This window comes from Burkholderia sp. AU4i (assembly GCF_000466765.1).
GTDB lineage: Bacteria > Pseudomonadota > Gammaproteobacteria > Burkholderiales > Burkholderiaceae > Burkholderia > Burkholderia cepacia.
Window position 1 is genome coordinate 1 of sequence record NZ_ASSI01000076.1, and the last position, 18,727, is coordinate 18,727.

Below are 18,727 nucleotides of genomic sequence, written 5' to 3' on the forward strand. Positions count from 1 at the left end.
CCGGCCGTCGACGCGCTGCTCGCGCAGTGGCGCGACGGCCCGTCGCCGGTCGTCGCGCTCGTGCCGGCCGGCCGCGTGTCGCCTGCCGTCGCGCGCTTTTTCGGGGTCGAGTCGTTCGACGCGGGCACGCATGCGCACAGCGGCAACCTGACGGCTCACGGGCTCGCGTTCGTCCCCCAGGCTGACTACGATCCATTGCTGTGGGCGGCCGACATCAATTTCGTGCGCGGCGAGGATTCGTTCGTCCGCGCGCAGTGGGCACGCAAGCCGTTCGTGTGGCACATCTATCCGCAGGCCGACGACGTGCACCTGCCGAAGCTCGACGCCGCGCTCGCGCACCTGTCGGCCGGCCTCGCCGACGCGCCGCGCGCGGCGCTCGAGCGGTTCTGGCATGCCTGGAACGGCGCCGGCACGCCCGACTGGGCGGATTTCTGGCAGCACCGCGCCGCACTGGACGCCAACGCGGCCCGCTGGGCCGATGCGCTCGCGGCCGTCGGCGATCTCACGGGAAAGCTGGCGGAATACGCAAAATCTCAGTTAAAATAAGCGGTTATCCGACGGCCGACCACGCAAGCGCTTGCTTTTGGCGCCCACCGGAACGCGTCTGCTTGGCGCCTCACCCGTTGTGCAACGCTCAGGCACCTATTTATTTGATTTGATCAGGACAGTTTTTTATGAAAACCGCACAGGAACTCCGCGTAGGCAACGTCGTGCAGATCGGCAGCGACGCATGGGTCATCGCCAAGGCTGAATACAACAAGTCGGGCCGTAACTCCGCCGTCGTCAAGATGAAGATGAAGAACCTGCTGACGAATGCAGGCCAGGAAGCGGTCTACAAGGCCGACGACAAGTTCGACGTCGTCGTGCTCGACCGCAAGGAAGTGACGTATTCGTACTTCGCCGACCCGATGTACGTGTTCATGGACGCCGACTACAACCAGTTCGAAGTCGAAGCCGAAATGATGGGCGAAGCGCTGAACTACCTCGAAGACGGCATGGCTTGCGAAGTCGTGTTCTACAACGAGAAGGCGATCTCGGTCGAACTGCCGACGGTCCTCGTTCGCGAGATCACCTACACGGAACCGGCAGTCAAGGGCGACACGTCGTCGGGCAAGGTGCTGAAGAACGCCAAGCTCGCAACGGGCTTCGAACTGCAAGTGCCGCTGTTCTGCAACACCGGCGACAAGATCGAAATCGATACGCGCACGAACGAATACCGCAGCCGCGCGTAATCGCCAGCGATGCCCGCATCGAACAAAGCGCCCTTCGGGGCGCTTTTTGTTTGTCTTGCGCCAACAAGCGCGCGCGGGCAAGGCTCATGTAAAGCACAAAATCCACCGGTAAAGATATTCAATTTGTATCATCGGTAACTGTTTTATAGCGCCGGAGAAATAATGCTCGTTACGCGTTCAGCGGGGCATAAAATCAGTTTTTAATCTGACATGCGGCTGCGGCCCAGATGACCGACAGCCCGCCTCTCTTGACTCGACTCGCGTCCACCATGCCACACGCCCTGATTGTCGAAGACGATCCCAACAGTCTGTCCGGTCTCACCGCGCTGCTCGCCGCGGACGGCTTCTCGGTCGACACGGCCACGTCGCTCGCCGAAGCGCGCACGGCGCTCGGCCGCTCGATTCCCGATGTCGTGCTCGTCGACCTGAACCTGCCGGACGGCAGCGGGTTCGACCTGCTCCAGCACCTGCCGCAGCAACAGCCGAACGGCTCGCTGCCCGTCATCGTGCTGACGGGCAATGCGACGGTCGAGAGCGCCATCGAGGGCTTGCGTCACGGTATCTGGGACTACCTGCTGAAGCCGATCAACATTCCGCGCCTGCGCAGCCTGCTCGCGCGGATCCCCCGTCCCTACGAACTGATCGACGAAGTGCAGTCGTTGCGCGCGTCGCTGCGCCATCTCGGCCGCTTCGGCGCGCTGGTCGGCCGCAGCGACGCGATGCAGCACGTGTACGACATGATCGAGCACAACGCGCGCACCGAAACGGCCGTCCTGTTCTCCGGCGAAGCCGGTACCGGCAAGAAGCTGGCCGCGCGCACGCTGCACGACCTGAGCCGGCGCCGCAAGGGGCCGTTCGTGTCGTTCGACTGCAGGACGATCGCGCATGCCGGTCGGCACGGCGCATCGCTCGACAGCGTACTGTTCGGCCATGAGCGCGGCGCGTTCGACGGCGCCGAGCGCCGCGAATCGGGCCTGTTCGAGCAGGCCGGCGGCGGCACGCTGTTCCTCGACGAAATCACCGCGCTGCCGCTCGTGCTGCAGGAAGCGCTGCTGCATGCGCTCGATTCGCAGAACTTCATGCGGATCGGCGGCACGAGTTCGATCACGAGCGATTTCCGGCTGATCGCGACCACGCGCCGCCCGGCACGCGAAGCGGTCGCGAACGGTACGCTGCGCGAGGATCTGTGGTTGCGCCTCGACGCGGCGTCGATCACGATGCCGCCGCTGCGCGAGCGCGACGGCGATGCACTCGCGATCGGCGACGCGCTGATCGACGAGCTGAACCGCGAAGCGCGCGCAACCGGCCGCAGCACGACCGACAAGCGCGCGGCACCGGGCTTCGTGCGCGAATGCCTGTCCTACGAATGGCCGGGCAACGTGCGCGAACTGCAGGAACGCGTGCGCTTCGCGTACGACGCATCGGGCGATTTCATCGAGACGCTGCGCGCGGGCGAGCCGAGTTTCTCGGCCGGCGCCGCGCTGAACGGCAGCAGCGTGCAGATCAAGGTCGGCACGCCGCTGTCCGACGTCGAGGATCTGCTGATCCGCGCGACGCTCGATGCGGTCGGCGGTACGCGCCACCGCGCGGCCACGCTGCTCGGCATCAGCCCGAAGACGCTGTACAACAAGCTGCAGCGAATGAAGGTGAACTGAGCGGGCGTCGATGCTTGCAGGCACTGGCGGAATCAGACCGTTAGTTGCGCCAAGAGCATCACCGTCCCGGGGCCGCTTGACTCGTGACGCTACCCGTTTCGCACTTGCAGTAACCCATGAAAAAGCCGCGCAGTTGCGCGGCTTTTTGTTTCGGCGACCGGGGAATGGCACACGTCGCGCCATCCCCTCCCCGCTCATGCCAGTGCGCTGCTCAACAGCGCCTGCGCCTGCAGGTATTCGGGCTGCGCGATCAGCTTGTCCCACTTCGGTGCCTTGCCGCGCGCGCGCATCCGCTTGAGGCGTCGCACCGACTCGTCCGTTGCCCGCGCCTTCAACCCGTTCAGCACGACCTCGGCCGCGTCCGGCTGGTTGCAGACGAGCACCATGTCGCAGCCGGCAGCGAGCGCGGCGTCGGCCGCCTGCGTGAGCGTACCGCCTTCGCGCGCCGCTTCCATCGACAGGTCGTCGCTGAAGATCGCGCCGGTGAAGCCGAGCCGCCCGCGCAGGATGTCCTGCAGCCACACGCGCGAGAAACCGGCCGGCCGTTTGTCGACCTGCGTGTAGATCACGTGCGCGGGAATCACCGCGGACAGCGACAAGCCGAGCCAGTCGTACGGCGCGACGTCCTGCTTGAGGATTGCATCGAGCGTGCGGTCGTCGGTCGGCAGCGCGACGTGCGAGTCGGCCTCCGCGAAACCGTGCCCCGGGAAATGCTTGCCGCAGTTCGCCATCCCGGCGAGCGACAGCCCATGGTTCAGGCTCTTCGCGAGCAGCGTGACGACGCGCGCATCGCGATGGAACGCGCGATCGCCGATCACTTTCGAGTGCCCGTAATCGAGGTCGAGCACGGGGGTGAAACTCATGTCGATCCCGCATGCGCGCAATTCCGCGGCCAGGATATAGCCGACGGCCGTCGCGACCTTCGTCGCGAGCAGCACGTCGCGATCCCACAGCTCGCCGAGGCGCCGCATCGCGGGCAGCACGGTGAAGCCGTCGGTGCGGAAACGCTGCACGCGCCCGCCTTCGTGATCGACGGCGATCAGGATGTCTTCGCGCACCGCGCGGATCGAGTCGGTCAGCGCGGTCAGTTGCGCACGGTTCTGGAAGTGCCGCGCGAACAGGATCACGCCGCCGGTATTCGGATGCGCGAGGCGCCGCGCATCGTCGCGCGACAGGGCCGTGCCGACGACGTCGAGCATGACCGGGCCGGGAGTCGTTTTCATCGAATCGGGAATTCCGTCAGGAGGAGGTTCGGGAAACAGGGGCAGGCGCGGCGTCCGTCTCGGCGATCACGAACGACACCGCGTAGTCGCGCTCGTCACTGACCGTCACGCGCGCCGTGATGCCGCGGGCGGCAAGCCAGTCGGCCAGCTCGCCCGACGCGACCACGTACGGCTCGCCGCTCGGGTGATTGAGGGTCTGCAGCGCACGCCACGTCATCGGCCAGTGCATGCCGAGCCCGATCGCCTTCGAGAACGCTTCCTTCGCGGAAAAGCGCGTCGCGAGGAACGCGATGCCGCGCGCCTCGGAGCGGGCGCGGCGCGCATGGAACACGCGCAGTTCGTCGGGGCCCAGCACCTTTTCGGCAAACCGGCCGCCCGTGCGTTCGAGCACGGCCGCGACGCGGCTCACCTGTGCGATGTCGGTACCGATGCCGTAGATCGCCATGTCAGTACGCGCCGGTGTGGCCCGGCTGGGCCGGGTCACGCATGACGTGCGATGCGCAGCGGCCTTTCATCTTCACCGCGCGCCGCCATGCAGCGCGGCAACGCGTGCGGCGACCATGATCGCCTTCATTTCGCGCACCGCGTTGTCCCAGCCCGCGAAAATCGCGTGCGCGACGATCGCATGGCCGATGTTCAGCTCGACGATGCCGTCGATCGCGGCGATCTGCTGCACGTTCGTGTAGTGCAGCCCGTGACCGGCATTGACCTTCAGGCCGAGCTGCGCGCCGGCCTGTACGCCCGCGACGATGCGCTCGTATTCGCGCTGCTGCTCGGCTTCGTCGTGCGCTTCGGCATAACGGCCCGTATGCAGCTCGATCACCGGCGCGCCTGCTTCGTGCGCGGCACGGATCTGCGTCTCGTCCGGGTCGATGAACAGCGACACGCGCACGCCCACGTCGGCAAGCTGCTTGCACGCCGCACGCACGGCCTCGAAGCGGCCGGCGACATCGAGACCGCCTTCGGTCGTCAGTTCCTCGCGCTTCTCGGGCACGAGGCACGCGTCGTGCGGGCGCACTTCGCAGGCGATATCGAGCATCTCGGCCGTCACCGCGCATTCGAGATTCATGCGCGTCTTCAGCAGCGGGCGCAGCTTGCGCACATCCGCATCGACGATGTGGCGGCGATCCTCGCGCAGATGCAGCGTGATCGCGTCGGCGCCGGCTTCCTCGGCGGCGAGCGCCGCGCGGATCGGATCGGGATAGGTCGTGCCGCGCGCATTGCGCAGCGTCGCGACGTGGTCGATGTTCACGCCGAGGTCGATGGCGGTGGGCGTTGTCAGGAAGAAGCTCATAGGTTTTGCAGGTCGATCAGGATCTGGCGCGTGGCAAGCGGCGTACCGCCGAGATAGGTGTTCAGCAGGAAGCGCATCAGCGTCTTGCTTTGCGCAACCGTCTGGGCTCGATGGTAATCGTCCTGCTCCATGTCGAGCAACGTCTGCCCGGAAATGACCGGCCAGTGCGACGGAACTTCGTCGTCCGCGTTGCGCACGCCCCGCTCGGGATCGAACACGTAGCGGCGGTCAGGCTCGACCGCGCGGCGCGCGACCGTGCGGTTCAGCGCCATCGCGTAGCCGGTCTCGCGCAACAGCACGCGCTCGAACGAGCGCAGTACCTGCACCGCGGGCTCGCCGTGGGCGAGGCGCGTGAGGGTCAGCACGTAGTGGTTGAAGAGCGGCGGCTGGGGATCCTCGCGCGCGCAGAATTTCACGAGCAGCTCGTTCGCGTAGAAACCGCACAGCAGCCCGTCGCCGCCGAGCGGCAGCATCCCGCCGACCCACTCGGCGCCCGTCAGCGTGCGCACCTCGGATTTGCCCGACCACGACAGCAGCAGCGGCTGGAAAGTCTGCAGTACACCGCGCAGCGCGGAGTGCGGGCGCTTCGCGCCCTTCGCGACGAGCGCGAGCCGGCCGTGATCGCGCGTCAGCACGTCGACGATCAGGCTCGTTTCACGATACGGATAACTGTGCAGCACGAACGCCGGCTGCTCGGCGACGCGGAAATCGGACGTGCGAGACGTCGCGCGCCGCGCCTTGCGCGGCGGTTCGGGCGGTGCCGGCAACGGCGCGTCGTTCGCGCCGGCCGTCACCGCGTCTTCGGTCGACGTCAGTGCGTCATTCGTACCCATAGGCACGCAGCCCCGCCTCGTTGTCGGCCCAGCCGCTCTTCACCTTCACGAAGGTCTCGAGGTACACGGGGCCGTCGAACAGCTTCTCCATGTCCATCCGCGCCTCGGTGCTGATCTGCTTGAGCTTCTCGCCCTTCTTGCCGATCACCATCGCCTTGTGCGAATCGCGCTCGACGAGGATCGTCGCGAAGATGCGCTTCAGGCGCCCTTCCTCCTCGAACTTGTCGATCAGCACGGTGCTCGTGTACGGCAGTTCGTCGCCGGTCCAGCGGAACACCTTCTCGCGCAGGATTTCGGCGGCGAGGAAACGCGAGCTGCGGTCGGTCAGTTCGTCCTCGCCATAGATCGGCTCGCCTTCCGGCAGGTACGGCTTGATCGTGTCCAGCAGGCGCTTGATGTCTTCCGGACGCTGAGCCGACAGCGGCACGAGCTCGGTGAATTCGCGCAGCGTGCTCATCTGCTGCATGAACGGGAACAGCGACGCCTTGTCGGTCACGCGGTCGATCTTGTTCGCGATCAGCAGTGTCGGCATGCCCGGCGGGATCAGGTCGAGCACCTTCTGGTCGTCGGGCCCGAAACGGCCGGCCTCGATCACGAACAGGATCACGTCGACCGACGTGAGCGTCGACGTGACCGCGCGGTTCAGCGAACGGTTCAGCGCGGTGCTGTGGCGGGTCTGGAAACCCGGCGTGTCGACGAACACGAATTGCGCGTCGTCGAACGTATTGATGCCGGTGATGCGGTGGCGGGTCGTCTGCGCCTTGCGCGACGTGATGCTGATCTTCTGGCCGACGAGTGCGTTCATCAACGTCGACTTGCCGACGTTCGGGCGGCCCACGATCGCGATCATGCCGCAACGGAAACCGGTAGGAGCGGGAGTGTTCATATCGTTTGGGAGACAGGTTCGGAAACGGCCGCGCGGCGCGCGGCACGATCGATGGGCAATTCAGTGGTCGGCATCGGCCACGCGCGCCTGCGCGGCAGCGAGGCTCACGCCGCCCGGCGGCGTCTCGGAATCCGGTGCCGCCGTATCGCGCGTGCGCGCCGCCGTGCGCGAAGCGGAGTCGGTACCGGCGGAAGTCTTGTCGGCGGACGCGGGGGCCGAGTCGGCGGCCTGGGCAGCCGGCTTGTCGGCTCCGCGTGCGGCGGGCACGGCTTCGGCGGGTTTCTCTGAGGCCTTGTCGGGTCGCTCGGCCGGCTTCTCTGCCGGCTTTTCGGCAGCCTTGTCGATCGCCGGCTTCGCCGCCCGTTCACCCTTCTCGGCAGCTGCGTCGACATGCGCCGCGCGAATCGCGGCCATCGGCGCCGCGGCCGGCTCATTACCGGTCGCCGCGGTTGCCGCGGGCGCTGCACCGGCCGCCCTCGCCTCGCGCGCCGCCGCGCGTTCCTTGCGCTCCGGCGAGCGCAGGTCGAGCGCTTCCTGCACACCCTTCACGCCCGGCACGATTTCGGGTTCGACATGCTTCGACCCGCGCGCGTTTTTCGAGCGCTTCGGCTTGGCGGCCAGCATCGGCGCGGCCGCCATCACCTCGTCGAGCGCCTTCTTCGCGGCGGCCTGCTCGGCCGCGCGCCGGCTCGCACCGGAGCCCGACACCTTCACGTCGAGCTTCGGCACCGTGCATTCGACTTCGAATTGCTGATTGTGCGCCGCACCATGCGTGGCGACCACCGTGTAAGTCGGCAGCGCGATCTTGTGCCCCTGCAGGTATTCCTGCAGCAGCGTCTTCGCGTCCTTGCCGAGCGTGCGCGGATCGATGTGGTCAAGAATCGGGATATAGAGGCGCTTGATGACCCCTTGGGCGGCTTCGAAGCCGCCATCGAGGAATACGGCCCCGATGATGGCTTCGAACGCGTCCGCGAGGATCGACGGGCGGCGGAACCCGCCGCTGCGCAGCTCGCCCTCGCCAAGCCGCAGCCCGTCCGAGATATTCAGGGCCTGAGCAATTTCGTACAGCGACTGCTGTTTGACGAGGTTGGCGCGTACGCGCGACAGGTCGCCTTCGTCCAGCTTGCTGAAACGCTGGAACAAAAGGGCAGCCACCGCGCAATTCAGAACGGAATCGCCGAGAAACTCGAGCCGTTCATTGTGCGTGGCACTGTGACTGCGATGGGTCAAAGCCTGGCGCAACAATTCCGCATTGCGAAATTCGTAGCGCAGCCGGCTTTCCAACTGGGATAAGGGCATGTGCAGGAGTATAACGCGGGCGCCGGTCGGGCCGAAACGGCACGGCCGGACGCGAAAAGGCGTGACGAGGCGGTGTTACCGCCGGTTCTTAAAGTAGTTCGGCAATACGCGACGCGGCCCGTGCGTCGCGTATTGCGAGTGACCCGGATGCGATCAGTTGAAGGAACCGATGCGCTTGAGGTCGCTGAAGTTCATCCAGATGAAGAACGCGCGGCCGACGATGTTCTGGTCCGGCACGAAACCCCAGTAGCGGCTGTCCGCACTGTTGTCGCGGTTGTCGCCCATCATGAAGTAGTGACCGGGCGGCACCTTGCAGATCACGCCGCGGCTGTTGTACGTGCAGTTGTCGCGAAACGGATAGTCGTATGCGCCCATCACGAACGGCGGCACGGCCGGGTTGTTGAGGATCGCGTTCTTCTTGTTGCCGATCGTTTCCTCGAACTGCTTCGCGTAATTCTGGCGCTCGTCGTCGAAGAAATCGGGCAGCGGCGTTTCGGGCACCGGCTGGCCGTTGATCGTGAGCTGCTTGTCCTGGTATGCGACGGTATCGCCCGGCAGGCCGATCACGCGTTTGATGTAGTCGACCGACTCGTCCTTCGGATAGCGGAACACGACGACGTCGCCGCGCGACAGCGGGCTGCCCTGCGTGATCTTCGTGTTCGTCACCGGCAGGCGCAGCCCGTATTCGAACTTGTTGACGAGGATGAAGTCGCCGACGAGCAGCGTCGGCACCATCGAGCCCGACGGAATCTTGAACGGCTCGACGACGAACGAACGCACGACGAACACCGCCAGGATTACCGGGAAGAAGCTCGCGGTGTACTCGAGCCACCACGGCTGGCGCAGCTTTTCGTCGCGCAGCTTCGAACGCGTCTGCACCGCGTTTTCATCCGCGAAACGCTTGTCGATGCGCGACTGCTGGCGATCGAACTCCTCGATCGCCGAGTCGGCCGCCTTGTGTCGCTGCGGCAGGAACACCAGTTTGTCCAGCACCCACGCTACGCCCGTCAAGATGACGAGCACAAAAAGAATCAGCGCAAAATTCATAAAAGGAACAGTCCTGTTATTTGTCTTCGACGCGCAAGATCGCAAGGAACGCTTCCTGCGGGATCTCGACCGAACCCACCTGCTTCATCCGTTTCTTGCCTTCCTTCTGCTTTTCGAGCAGTTTCTTCTTTCGCGTGATGTCGCCGCCGTAGCACTTCGCAAGCACGTTCTTGCGCAGCGCCTTGATGTTCTCGCGCGCGACGATGTGCGCGCCGATCGCGGCCTGGATCGCCACGTCGTACATCTGGCGCGGGATGATCTCGCGCATCTTCGCGGCCACTTCGCGGCCGCGGTATTGCGACTGCGAGCGGTGCACGATGATCGACAGCGCATCGACCTTGTCGCCGTTGATCAGCATGTCGACCTTCACGACGTCCGACGAACGGTATTCCTTGAACTCGTAGTCCATCGACGCGTAGCCGCGCGACACCGACTTCAGGCGATCGAAGAAGTCGAGCACGATCTCGGCCATCGGGATCTCGTACGTGAGCTGCACCTGGCGGCCGTGATACTGCATGTTGATCTGCGAGCCGCGCTTCTGCTCGCACAGCGTGATCACCGAGCCCACGTAGTCCTGCGGCATGTACAGGTTCACGGTGACGATCGGCTCGCGCACCTCGGCGATGCGGCCGGGCTCCGGCATCTTCGCCGGGTTCTCGACCATGATCGTCGAGCCGTCGCTCTGCACGACCTCGTAGACGACCGTCGGTGCGGTCGTGATGAGATCCATGTCGAACTCGCGCTCGAGCCGCTCCTGCACGATTTCCATGTGCAGCAGCCCGAGGAAGCCGCAGCGGAAACCGAAACCGAGCGCCTGCGACACTTCCGGCTCGTACTGCAGCGACGCGTCGTTCAGCTTCAGCTTCTCGAGCGATTCGCGCAGCGCGTCGTACTGGTTCGCTTCAACCGGATACAGCCCCGCGAACACCTGCGGCTTCACTTCCTTGAAGCCCGGCAGCGGCTCGGCGGCAGCCTTGGTCGCATGCGTGACGGTATCGCCGACCTTCGCGGCCGTCAGTTCCTTGATGCCGGCGATGATGAAGCCGACCTGCCCGGCCGACAGCGATTCGAGATTGCGCGATTTCGGCGTGAACACGCCGACGTGCTCGACCGGATACTGCGCGCCGGTCGCCATCATCTTGATCTTGTCCTTCGGACGCAGCGTGCCGTTGACGATGCGCACCAGCATCACGACGCCGACGTAGTTGTCGAACCACGAGTCGATGATCAGCGCCTGCAGCGGCGCGGCCGGATCGCCCTTCGGCGGCGGCACCTTCGCGATCAGCGCTTCGAGGACGTCCTCGACGCCGAGCCCCGTCTTCGCGCTGCAGCGCGTCGCGTCGGTCGCGTCGATGCCGATCACGTCCTCGATCTCCTCGATCGCGTTCTCGGGGTTCGCGGCCGGCAGGTCGATCTTGTTCAGCACGGGAACGACCTCGACGCCGAGCTCGATCGCCGTATAGCAGTTCGCGACCGTCTGCGCCTCGACGCCCTGGCTCGCATCGACGACCAGCAGCGCGCCTTCGCACGCGGACAGCGAACGGCTGACTTCGTACGAGAAGTCGACGTGCCCCGGCGTGTCGATCAGGTTCAGGTTGTAGACCTTGCCGTCGCGCGCGCGATAGGACAGCGCGGCTGTCTGCGCCTTGATCGTGATGCCGCGCTCGCGCTCGATATCCATCGAGTCGAGCACCTGCGCTTCCATTTCACGGTCGGCGAGGCCGCCGCATACCTGGATGATGCGATCCGCGAGCGTCGACTTGCCATGGTCGATGTGCGCGATGATCGAGAAATTGCGAATATGATCCATTCAGTGCCGATCAAGCGAAAAAGGCGCGCTCGACGACCGCTGAGCACGCCTTGTGTAAGTCGGTGAAAAAACGGCTTATTTTAGCCGAAAAGGCCTTCGCCGGGCGGTATTTCCAACGCCGGCCCGCGCGGCACCCTGCCGGGGCCGCCCGCCGGGCATAGCCCGGTACCAGGCGCCGCCGCAAGGCAGCAGCCCGGCTTCAGCGCCGGGCCGCGAGCACGTCGTGCACCTTCGCGGCGTCGAACCGGTGGCGGCACACTTCCGCACCGTCCAGCAACAGCACGGGCACGTCCTCGTCGTAGCGGGCGACGAGTGCCGCATCGGTATCGATGTCGATGTAATCGACCGCAACGCCGAATTCGGCCGCCACCGGCGCCAGTGCGTCGCGCATGTCGTCGCACAGGTGGCACCAGCCGCGGCCGTAGAGCGTGAACATCGGCGCGTTATTTCTGGCGCGGCCGCACGGGCACGAACTGCGTGTTGTCGCCGCGCCGCACGAGTACCGCGACCGCCTTCTGCGGATCGAGCTGCGCGGTCACTTCGGCGAACTGCTTCGCGTTCGTGATGTCGGTGTCGCCGACACGCAGCACGATGTCGCCGCGCTGCAGGCCCGCACGGGCGGCCGGGCCGTCGACGCCGTCAATCTGCACGCCGTTCTTCAGCTTCAGCGTCTTCATCTGCTCCGCCGTCAGGTCGCTGACCGTCAGACCGAGCGAGTTGGCCTGGCGCGGCTTCTGCGGCGCGTTCTTGCGCTGCTCGGCCTTCGCCGTCGATTCGGCCGGGGTTTCCGCGATCGTGATCGGCAGATCGCGTGCCTGACCCTTGCGCCACACGCTGACCGTCGCCTTCGTGCCCGGCTTCGTGTCGCCGACCATGCGCGGCAGATCCGACGCCGTGTCGACCGAACGGCCATTGAACTTCAGGATAATGTCGCCCGGCTGGATGCCCGCCTTGTCGGCCGGCCCGCCCGGCTCGACGCTGCTGACGAGCGCGCCCTCCGCCTTCGGCAGCCCGATCGAATCGGCCACGTCCTTCGTCACTTCGCCGATCGCCACCGCGATCCGGCCGCGCGTGACCTTGCCCGTCGCCTTCAGCTGGTCGGCCACGCGCATCGCCTCGTCGATCGGAATCGCGAACGAGATGCCCATGAAGCCGCCGGTACGGCTGTAGATCTGCGAGTTGATGCCGATCACCTCGCCCTGCATGTTGATCAGCGGGCCGCCCGAGTTGCCGGGGTTCACGGCGACGTCGGTCTGGATGAACGGCAGGTAGTCGCCCGTGTTGCGGCTCTTCGAGCTGACGATGCCGGCCGTCACGGTGTTGTCGAGGCCGAACGGCGAACCGATCGCGACGACCCACTCGCCGACACGCACCTTGTTCGAATCGCCGATCGCGACGACCGGCAGGTTCGACGCCTGGATCTTGACGACCGCGACGTCCGTGCGATCGTCGACGCCGATCAGCTTCGCCTTGAATTCGCGCTTGTCGGTCAGCGTCACGTAGATGGTGTCCGCATCGTCGACGACGTGCGCATTGGTCATCACGTAACCGTCGGCCGACACGATGAAACCCGAGCCGACGCCGCGATTCTGTTCGGTGTCGGGGGGATTGTCCGGCGCCGGCGCGTTCTTCGGGTTGCCGCCGCCATTGCCGCCACCGTTGCCGGGCGCCTGCGGCAGCGGAATGCCGAAGAAGCGCCGGAAGAATTCCGACATGTCGCCGTTGTCGAAGCCCGGCGGGAGCATCCCGCGCGGGCCGCTGCTCGTCGGCACGTTGGCGGTGGTCCGGATGTTCACGACGGCCGGCCCGACCTTTTCGACCAGATCGGCGAAGTCGGGCAGGCTGGCAGCGGGAGCCGTCACCGCGACCGCGGTATGTGGCACGAGCGGCAGGCAGGCAGACAACGCCGCCGCCGCGAGCCATTTGCGCAGCGTGAGTTTCATCATGTCGGAAGCCGTAGCGTTACTTGGAAGCCTTGTATTCTATGGCAGACGCGAACTGCTGCAACGTTGCCGGCGGCACTTCGCCGAGCACGGTGATCCAGTAGTCGCCGCGGCGCTTCACGAGAACGTTCGTTGCACCGGTGCTGCCCGCGCCTTCCTTGCGCGTATTCTTTTCGGCCGGCTCGATGAAAACCGAGATCGTCGCGAGACCGTCGGTGAAGACGGCCTGATCGACCGGAATCGGCGGCTCACCCGCGTCGCGCGCGGCCATCGGCCGGCGCACTTCGCGAATCTTCTGGAAACCGGCAACACTCGGTGCGAGTTGCCAGCCCTGCGCTTCCATGTCGACCGTCGCGACCGGCGGGCGTACGACCGTCCAGCCGCTCAGGTTGCGCATGCCGGCCGCGATCGCGGCCTTGTCGCCGCTTGCGCCGCCCGTCTGCAATTGCGAGAAAGCGATCTGCTCGAGCACATGATCGTTCGCATCGAGCGTCTGCGAACGCAGCAGCAGCCCCGTGCGCGCGTCGGCCCACAGCTTGTACGTGAAGCGGTATGCGTCCTTCGGCACGAGCTCGACGACCTGCGCGTCGATCCCCGCGACGCGATCCTTGCCGAGCGACTTCGCGTCGTAGACGGACATCACGTGCTCGCCGCTCGCGCCGAGCAGCGCGGGGAACGAGTCGCGCGTCTGACGGCGCTCGACCACGCACAGCTTGCGCTCGGGTACGAACGTGTACAGCTCGTCGTTGTGGCGCAGCAGCTTGCGCGGCTTGCCGTCGAGGGTCTCGATGCGCTCGAACTCGCCGTCGCGGGACGCGACGTGCGCAATGCGCGACGACTGCACATACCCGCCGCGCTGATAGACGAACGTGCCTTCGTAGCTCTGCTGCTGCGCCGCTTGCTGGACGCGGTCGAGCCAGTCCGCGGCACCCTTGCGGGTCGCGACGGGATCGTCCGGTTGCTGGGCGCTGGCAGGAAGGGATTGAACGGACAACAGGGCGGCTGCGCAAAGCAGGAGGGCCGGCAGCCGCTTCCATCCGGAGATGGCTTGATTCAACTGCAATGTCCGCATCGGGTTTATTGGCCTGGCGTGGTGGTCACGGCAGCGCGGATCAGCGGCATCGAACCCGTGACGACGGGCTGCTGCGCGAATTGCTGGTGCGCTTCAAGGTATTGGTCGAGGCTGGCGTCGCGGATGATGTTGACGTCCTGCAGCCCCGGCTGGGTCGATGCCTGCGCAACCGTCACGCGCTGCAGGTTGCCGCCTTGCGGCGCACCGGCCGACGCGACCTGAACGGCGCCCGGGGCACCGGCCGTCTGCATTTGCGGGACGACGATCCACGTCAGCGTGGCCGCCGCGGCGGCAACCGCGAACGCGGGCACGACGCGCCGGCGCAGCGACAGCAGCTTGCGCGCGACCGGCGCGGCCGCCGGCGCGAGCAGGTGCGGCTCGCTTTCGAGCGCAGCCGACATGCGCGCGGTGAACGCGACGCTCAGCGCGGGCGACAGCGCCAGTTCGTCCGAGCGCAGCGCATCGCCGATCAGGTGGTAATGGGCCCACGCAGCGCGATCCGCGCGGTTGAGCTCAGCCAGAAACTGCCCGTTGTCCGGGCCATCGAACATTTCGCCGTCGACCAGCGCGGAAAGGCGCTCGCCGCGCGAGCACGCTTGCGACTGCGTATTGACCGACCCCATGATGCTCCCCATCTTGCACACCCCGTCGTGACTTCACGACTCTAACCGTAACTAGACCCCGACCCACGTCGCTCCGCCTGTCGCGCTTACCAGCGCTTGCCTTCGGGCGTATCGAGCAGCGGACGCAATTTGGCAGCGATTGCCTCGCGTGCACGGAAGATCCGCGACCGGACCGTCCCGATCGGACAGCCCATCATTTCCGCGATCTCTTCGTAGCTCAGGCCCTCGATCTCGCGCAGCGTAATTGCCTGGCGCAGTTCCTCGGGCAGCAGAGCCATGGCAGCGTTGACCGTCTCGGCAATCTGCTTGCTCATCAACATCGACTCAGGCGTGTTGATATCCCTTAGTTGGTCTGCGTCGGAGAAAGTTTCCGCTTCCTCCGCATCGGCCTCGGTCGAGGTCGGCGCCCGGCGGCCTTGCGTCGCAAGGTAGTTCTTCGCCGTGTTGACGGCAATTCGGTACAACCACGTATAGAACGCCGATTCGCCGCGGAATTGCGGCAGCGCACGATACGCCTTGATGAACGCGTCCTGGGCCACATCCTCGACCTCGGCGGGATCACGCACGAGGCGCGAGATCAGCCGAATGATCTTGCGGTGGTATTTGGAGACCAGGAGTTCGAACGCCGCCTTGTCGCCCTTCTGTACGCGTTCGACCAGAGCCTGATCGATTTCTTTTTCACTCACCTGACAAATCCGTTAACTAGGGATGCAACGCGGAGCGTCATTGTAACGTTCCCGCGCCGGACGCTGGTTACGGTACGTAACCGCGCCGCCGTCATGCCCGCCCCGCCGCGCCCGCCGTCTTCGCCAGCACGGAAAGCGCGCTGAACGATGCGGCATCGAGCGCATCGGCCGGAATCAGCAGCGGCCGGGCCCGCCGGGCACCCTGCCCGACCGACAGCACCAGCAGCAGGCTGCTCCAGTGCGCATGCCCCGTCACGCGGCCACGGGCCAGCAGGCGCCCGGTGCGGCCGAACGCCGCGATTTCCCCGAACGCGTCGATCCGCAGCTCGGCCGGCAGCCGGCGGGCACAGGCCCGTGCGGCGCATACGGCCAGCAGCGCGGCCGTCACGGCCGACACGCATGCGCCCGCGGCAGCGCCCGCGCGCGGCGCCCAGAACAGATAGGCCGACGCGGCGGCCGACGCGACGAACGCGGCCAGCACGACATATGACACGGCCGAGGCCCGCAACGCAAAGCGCTGCGGACGCCCGGCCGGCGCATCGAATGGACTCGTCAAGTGACTGCGGCGTCAGACGCGCTTGAACACCAGCGTGCCGTTGGTACCGCCGAAGCCGAAGTTGTTCTTCACGGCCACGTCGATCTTCATGTCACGTGCGGTATTCGCGCAGTAATCGAGATCGCACTCGGGGTCCTGGTTGAAGATGTTGATGGTCGGCGGCGACACGTTGTTGTGCAGCGCGAGCACCGTGAACACCGACTCGAGGCCGCCCGCGCCGCCCAGCAGGTGGCCCGTCATCGACTTCGTCGAGTTCACGACGATCTTGTACGCATGCTCGCCGAAGGCCGCCTTCACCGCGTCGGACTCGTTCTTGTCGCCCAGCGGCGTCGACGTGCCATGCGCGTTCAGGTACTGGACCTCGTCCGCGTTCACGCCGGCGTCGCGCAGTGCCGCGACCATGCAGCGGCGCGGGCCGTCCATGTTCGGCGCGGTCATGTGGTACGCATCGCCCGTCATGCCGAAACCCGAGACTTCCGCGTAGATCTTCGCACCGCGTGCCTTCGCCGCTTCGTATTCCTCGAGCACCATCACGCCCGCACCTTCGCCCAGCACGAAGCCGTCGCGGTCCTTGTCCCACGGTCGGGACGCGGTGGCCGGATCGTCGTTGCGGGTCGACAGCGCGCGCGCTGCCGCGAAACCGCCGATGCCGAGCGGCGACACCGTCGATTCGGCGCCCCCCGCGACCATCACGTCGGCGTCGCCGGCCTGGATCAGGCGTGCCGCGAGGCCGATGCTGTGCAGGCCGGTCGTGCAGGCCGTGACGGCCGCGAGGTTCGGGCCCTTCAGGCCGAACATGATGCTCAGGTGACCCGAGATCATGTTGATGATCGAACCCGGCACGAAGAACGGCGAAATCCGGCGCGCGCCGCGATCGACGTAGGTCTGGTGCGTATCTTCGATCATCGGCAGGCCGCCGATGCCGGAACCGACCAGCACGCCGATGCGCTCCGCATTGGTTTCGTTCACTTCCAGCCCGCTGTCCTTGATGGCCTGGACACCGGCGGCGATGCCGTAATGGATGAACGTATCCATGTTCCGGGCTTCCTTCGCCGGGATGTACTCCTCGGCGCTGAACCCCTTCACTTCGCCCGCGAAATGGACGGCGAGGTTCGACGGGTCGAACTTCGTGACGGTGGCAATGCCGGACTTGCCGGCGACGAGATTGGCCCAGCCGTCGGCAACATTATTGCCAACAGGCGAAATCAGCCCCAGGCCTGTAACAACAACACGACGGCGGCTCACGGTAACCTCTTTTCCATTATTGGATGACAAAAACAAAAGCCACAGTGGCCACAGGAACCAGCCCTGCGAGCCCTGTGGCTGTTAGTCCGTCCGGCGAGAGGCCGGCAGGATGGCGCGTCAATCGCGAAGATCGCGGCGACGTGGCGGACAAGCGCGAAAGGCGCCTGTTACGCCTTGACGTTTGCGCGAGCGTAGTCGATCGCTTGCTGAACGGTCGTGATCTTCTCTGCTTCTTCGTCCGGGATTTCCATGCCGAACTCGTCTTCCAGAGCCATCACCAGTTCGACCGTGTCGAGCGAGTCCGCACCCAGGTCGTTCACGAACGAAGCTTCGTTCTTGATCTCGGCTTCCGCGACGCCCAGTTGTTCAGCGACGATCTTCTTGACACGTTGTTCGATGTTGTCCATTACCCCTCCGAGGGAAAGTTCAGATTTACAAGTGCGCGCATTTTATCAGGTTTGCTGACGCCAAAACGCGCGTTGGCTTGATGGTCGATCAAGCGCCGATCCGCCTGAAAAACGGGATACGGCGCGGATGGTAAACGAAAATCGTTACGACATGTACATGCCGCCGTTCACGTGCAGCGTCGTACCGGTGATGTAACCGGCCTGCGGCGACGCGAGGAACGCGACGGCGTGGGCAATGTCTTCCGGGCTGCCGAGGCGGCCGAGCGGAATCTGGGTCTTGAGCGCGGCCTGCTGTTCTTCCGGCAGCGTCTTCGTCATGTCGGTATCGATGAAGCCCGGCGCCACACAGTTCACGGTGATGCCGCGGCTGCCGATTTCACGTGCGAGCGCACGGGTCATGCCCGCGACGCCCGCCTTCGCGGCTGCATAGTTGACCTGACCCGGGTTACCGGCCGAGCCGACCACCGACGTGATGTTGATGATGCGGCCGCCACGCGCCTTCATCATCGGGCGCAGCACCGCGCGCGACAGGCGGAACACCGACTTCAGGTTGGTGTCGATCACCGCGTCCCAGTCCTCGTCCTTCATCCGCATCGCGAGCTGGTCCTGCGTGATGCCCGCGTTGTTGACGAGCACGTTCAGCGCGCCGAATTCCTTCACCGTCGCGTCGATCAGCGCCTCGGCGGCTGCCGCGTCGTTGACGTTCAGCACCGCACCGCGACCCGTGACGCCCGCTTCCGCGAACGCCGCGGTGATCGCAGCGGCGCCCGACTCACTCGTCGCCGTGCCGATCACCGTCGCGCCCAGGCGCGCGAGTTCGAGCGCGATCGAACGGCCGATGCCGCGCGATGCGCCGGTAACGATCGCAACCTGTTTATCGAGAGTCTTGTCCATGAATCGAATATCCGTCTCTTGA

General features: G+C 65.7%; 20 protein-coding genes. 3 read left to right on the forward strand and 17 right to left on the reverse strand.

Features of this window, described 5'->3' with window-relative positions; all coding sequences use genetic code 11:
• The 3 genes from earP to L810_RS17820 form a co-directional block, all read left to right on the forward strand.
• Positions 1-546, forward strand: a 546-nt coding sequence (earP, locus tag L810_RS17810) for an elongation factor P maturation arginine rhamnosyltransferase EarP (protein WP_042975159.1), incomplete at its 5' end; no start/stop codon positions are given.
• Positions 547-674: 128 nt separating this feature from the next.
• A complete protein-coding gene (gene efp / locus L810_RS17815; protein ID WP_011351421.1) occupies positions 675-1,232 on the forward strand; it encodes an elongation factor P in 558 nt (185 codons plus the stop codon).
• 269 nt (positions 1,233-1,501) lie between these two features.
• On the forward strand, positions 1,502-2,887 hold the full coding sequence (locus tag L810_RS17820) for a sigma-54-dependent transcriptional regulator (protein ID WP_021159683.1): 1,386 nt from the start codon (positions 1,502-1,504) through the stop codon (positions 2,885-2,887).
• A 194-nt stretch (positions 2,888-3,081) separates the two neighbouring features.
• On the opposite strand, the gene nagZ is transcribed toward L810_RS17820, so the two are convergent.
• From nagZ to fabG, 17 genes are all read right to left on the reverse strand, one after another.
• The gene (nagZ, locus tag L810_RS17825) at positions 3,082-4,110 is read right to left on the reverse strand and encodes a beta-N-acetylhexosaminidase (protein WP_021159684.1); all 1,029 of its coding nucleotides are present in this window, start codon (positions 4,108-4,110) and stop codon (positions 3,082-3,084) included.
• Positions 4,111-4,126: 16 nt separating this feature from the next.
• Positions 4,127-4,555 carry a holo-ACP synthase gene (acpS, locus tag L810_RS17830; protein WP_021159685.1) on the reverse strand — a complete coding sequence of 143 codons (429 nt, stop codon included), beginning with the start codon at positions 4,553-4,555 and terminating at the stop codon, positions 4,127-4,129.
• A 72-nt stretch (positions 4,556-4,627) separates the two neighbouring features.
• Positions 4,628-5,404: a pyridoxine 5'-phosphate synthase gene (gene pdxJ / locus L810_RS17835; RefSeq protein ID WP_021159686.1), complete on the reverse strand. Its 777-nt coding sequence runs from the start codon at positions 5,402-5,404 to the stop codon at positions 4,628-4,630.
• Positions 5,401-6,237, reverse strand: a complete 837-nt coding sequence (recO, locus tag L810_RS17840) for a DNA repair protein RecO (protein WP_021159687.1) — start codon at positions 6,235-6,237, stop codon at positions 5,401-5,403. The genes pdxJ and recO overlap by 4 nt, the downstream gene beginning before the upstream one ends.
• A complete protein-coding gene (gene era / locus L810_RS17845; protein WP_027788003.1) occupies positions 6,224-7,123 on the reverse strand; it encodes a GTPase Era in 900 nt (299 codons plus the stop codon). The genes recO and era overlap by 14 nt, the downstream gene beginning before the upstream one ends.
• A gap of 60 nt (positions 7,124-7,183) precedes the next feature.
• A complete protein-coding gene (rnc, locus tag L810_RS17850; RefSeq protein WP_042975161.1) occupies positions 7,184-8,422 on the reverse strand; it encodes a ribonuclease III in 1,239 nt (412 codons plus the stop codon).
• Between the two features lie 153 nt (positions 8,423-8,575).
• Positions 8,576-9,469: a signal peptidase I gene (lepB, locus tag L810_RS17855; protein WP_021159690.1), complete on the reverse strand. Its 894-nt coding sequence runs from the start codon at positions 9,467-9,469 to the stop codon at positions 8,576-8,578.
• A 16-nt stretch (positions 9,470-9,485) separates the two neighbouring features.
• Positions 9,486-11,279, reverse strand: coding sequence for a translation elongation factor 4 (lepA, locus tag L810_RS17860; protein WP_021159691.1), 1,794 nt, complete (start codon positions 11,277-11,279; stop codon positions 9,486-9,488).
• Positions 11,280-11,478: 199 nt separating this feature from the next.
• On the reverse strand, positions 11,479-11,715 hold the full coding sequence (locus L810_RS17865) for a glutaredoxin family protein (protein ID WP_021159692.1): 237 nt from the start codon (positions 11,713-11,715) through the stop codon (positions 11,479-11,481).
• 7 nt (positions 11,716-11,722) lie between these two features.
• Entirely contained in the window at positions 11,723-13,225 is a 1,503-nt protein-coding gene (locus L810_RS17870) for a DegQ family serine endoprotease (protein ID WP_021159693.1), read from the reverse strand.
• Positions 13,226-13,241: 16 nt separating this feature from the next.
• Positions 13,242-14,294, reverse strand: coding sequence for a MucB/RseB C-terminal domain-containing protein (locus tag L810_RS17875; protein ID WP_021159694.1), 1,053 nt, complete (start codon positions 14,292-14,294; stop codon positions 13,242-13,244).
• A 5-nt stretch (positions 14,295-14,299) separates the two neighbouring features.
• On the reverse strand, positions 14,300-14,917 hold the full coding sequence (locus L810_RS17880; protein WP_021159695.1) for a sigma-E factor negative regulatory protein: 618 nt from the start codon (positions 14,915-14,917) through the stop codon (positions 14,300-14,302).
• 86 nt (positions 14,918-15,003) lie between these two features.
• Positions 15,004-15,603 (reverse strand): RNA polymerase sigma factor RpoE, encoded by a 600-nt coding sequence (gene rpoE / locus L810_RS17885; protein ID WP_006490873.1) that lies wholly within the window; start codon positions 15,601-15,603, stop codon positions 15,004-15,006.
• 91 nt (positions 15,604-15,694) lie between these two features.
• Entirely contained in the window at positions 15,695-16,159 is a 465-nt protein-coding gene (locus L810_RS17890; RefSeq protein ID WP_021159696.1) for a hypothetical protein, read from the reverse strand.
• A gap of 12 nt (positions 16,160-16,171) precedes the next feature.
• Positions 16,172-17,404: a beta-ketoacyl-ACP synthase II gene (gene fabF / locus L810_RS17895; RefSeq protein ID WP_021159697.1), complete on the reverse strand. Its 1,233-nt coding sequence runs from the start codon at positions 17,402-17,404 to the stop codon at positions 16,172-16,174.
• A gap of 167 nt (positions 17,405-17,571) precedes the next feature.
• Positions 17,572-17,811, reverse strand: a complete 240-nt coding sequence (gene acpP / locus L810_RS17900) for an acyl carrier protein (RefSeq protein ID WP_004197638.1) — start codon at positions 17,809-17,811, stop codon at positions 17,572-17,574.
• 144 nt (positions 17,812-17,955) lie between these two features.
• The gene (gene fabG, locus L810_RS17905) at positions 17,956-18,705 is read right to left on the reverse strand and encodes a 3-oxoacyl-ACP reductase FabG (RefSeq protein ID WP_006476504.1); all 750 of its coding nucleotides are present in this window, start codon (positions 18,703-18,705) and stop codon (positions 17,956-17,958) included.
• Positions 18,706-18,727 lie beyond the last annotated feature (22 nt).

Coding starts and splice junctions, on each gene's coding strand:
- efp (WP_011351421.1), top strand. CDS start 675: ATGAAAACCGCACAGGAACTCCGCGTAGGCAACGTCGTGCAGATCGGC.
- L810_RS17820 (WP_021159683.1), top strand. CDS start 1,502: ATGCCACACGCCCTGATTGTCGAAGACGATCCCAACAGTCTGTCCGGT.
- nagZ (WP_021159684.1), bottom strand. CDS start 4,110: ATGAAAACGACTCCCGGCCCGGTCATGCTCGACGTCGTCGGCACGGCC.
- acpS (WP_021159685.1), bottom strand. CDS start 4,555: ATGGCGATCTACGGCATCGGTACCGACATCGCACAGGTGAGCCGCGTC.
- pdxJ (WP_021159686.1), bottom strand. CDS start 5,404: ATGAGCTTCTTCCTGACAACGCCCACCGCCATCGACCTCGGCGTGAAC.
- recO (WP_021159687.1), bottom strand. CDS start 6,237: ATGGGTACGAATGACGCACTGACGTCGACCGAAGACGCGGTGACGGCC.
- era (WP_027788003.1), bottom strand. CDS start 7,123: ATGAACACTCCCGCTCCTACCGGTTTCCGTTGCGGCATGATCGCGATC.
- rnc (WP_042975161.1), bottom strand. CDS start 8,422: ATGCCCTTATCCCAGTTGGAAAGCCGGCTGCGCTACGAATTTCGCAAT.
- lepB (WP_021159690.1), bottom strand. CDS start 9,469: ATGAATTTTGCGCTGATTCTTTTTGTGCTCGTCATCTTGACGGGCGTA.
- lepA (WP_021159691.1), bottom strand. CDS start 11,279: ATGGATCATATTCGCAATTTCTCGATCATCGCGCACATCGACCATGGC.
- L810_RS17865 (WP_021159692.1), bottom strand. CDS start 11,715: ATGTTCACGCTCTACGGCCGCGGCTGGTGCCACCTGTGCGACGACATG.
- L810_RS17870 (WP_021159693.1), bottom strand. CDS start 13,225: ATGATGAAACTCACGCTGCGCAAATGGCTCGCGGCGGCGGCGTTGTCT.
- L810_RS17875 (WP_021159694.1), bottom strand. CDS start 14,294: ATGCGGACATTGCAGTTGAATCAAGCCATCTCCGGATGGAAGCGGCTG.
- L810_RS17880 (WP_021159695.1), bottom strand. CDS start 14,917: ATGGGGTCGGTCAATACGCAGTCGCAAGCGTGCTCGCGCGGCGAGCGC.
- acpP (WP_004197638.1), bottom strand. CDS start 17,811: ATGGACAACATCGAACAACGTGTCAAGAAGATCGTCGCTGAACAACTG.
- fabG (WP_006476504.1), bottom strand. CDS start 18,705: ATGGACAAGACTCTCGATAAACAGGTTGCGATCGTTACCGGCGCATCG.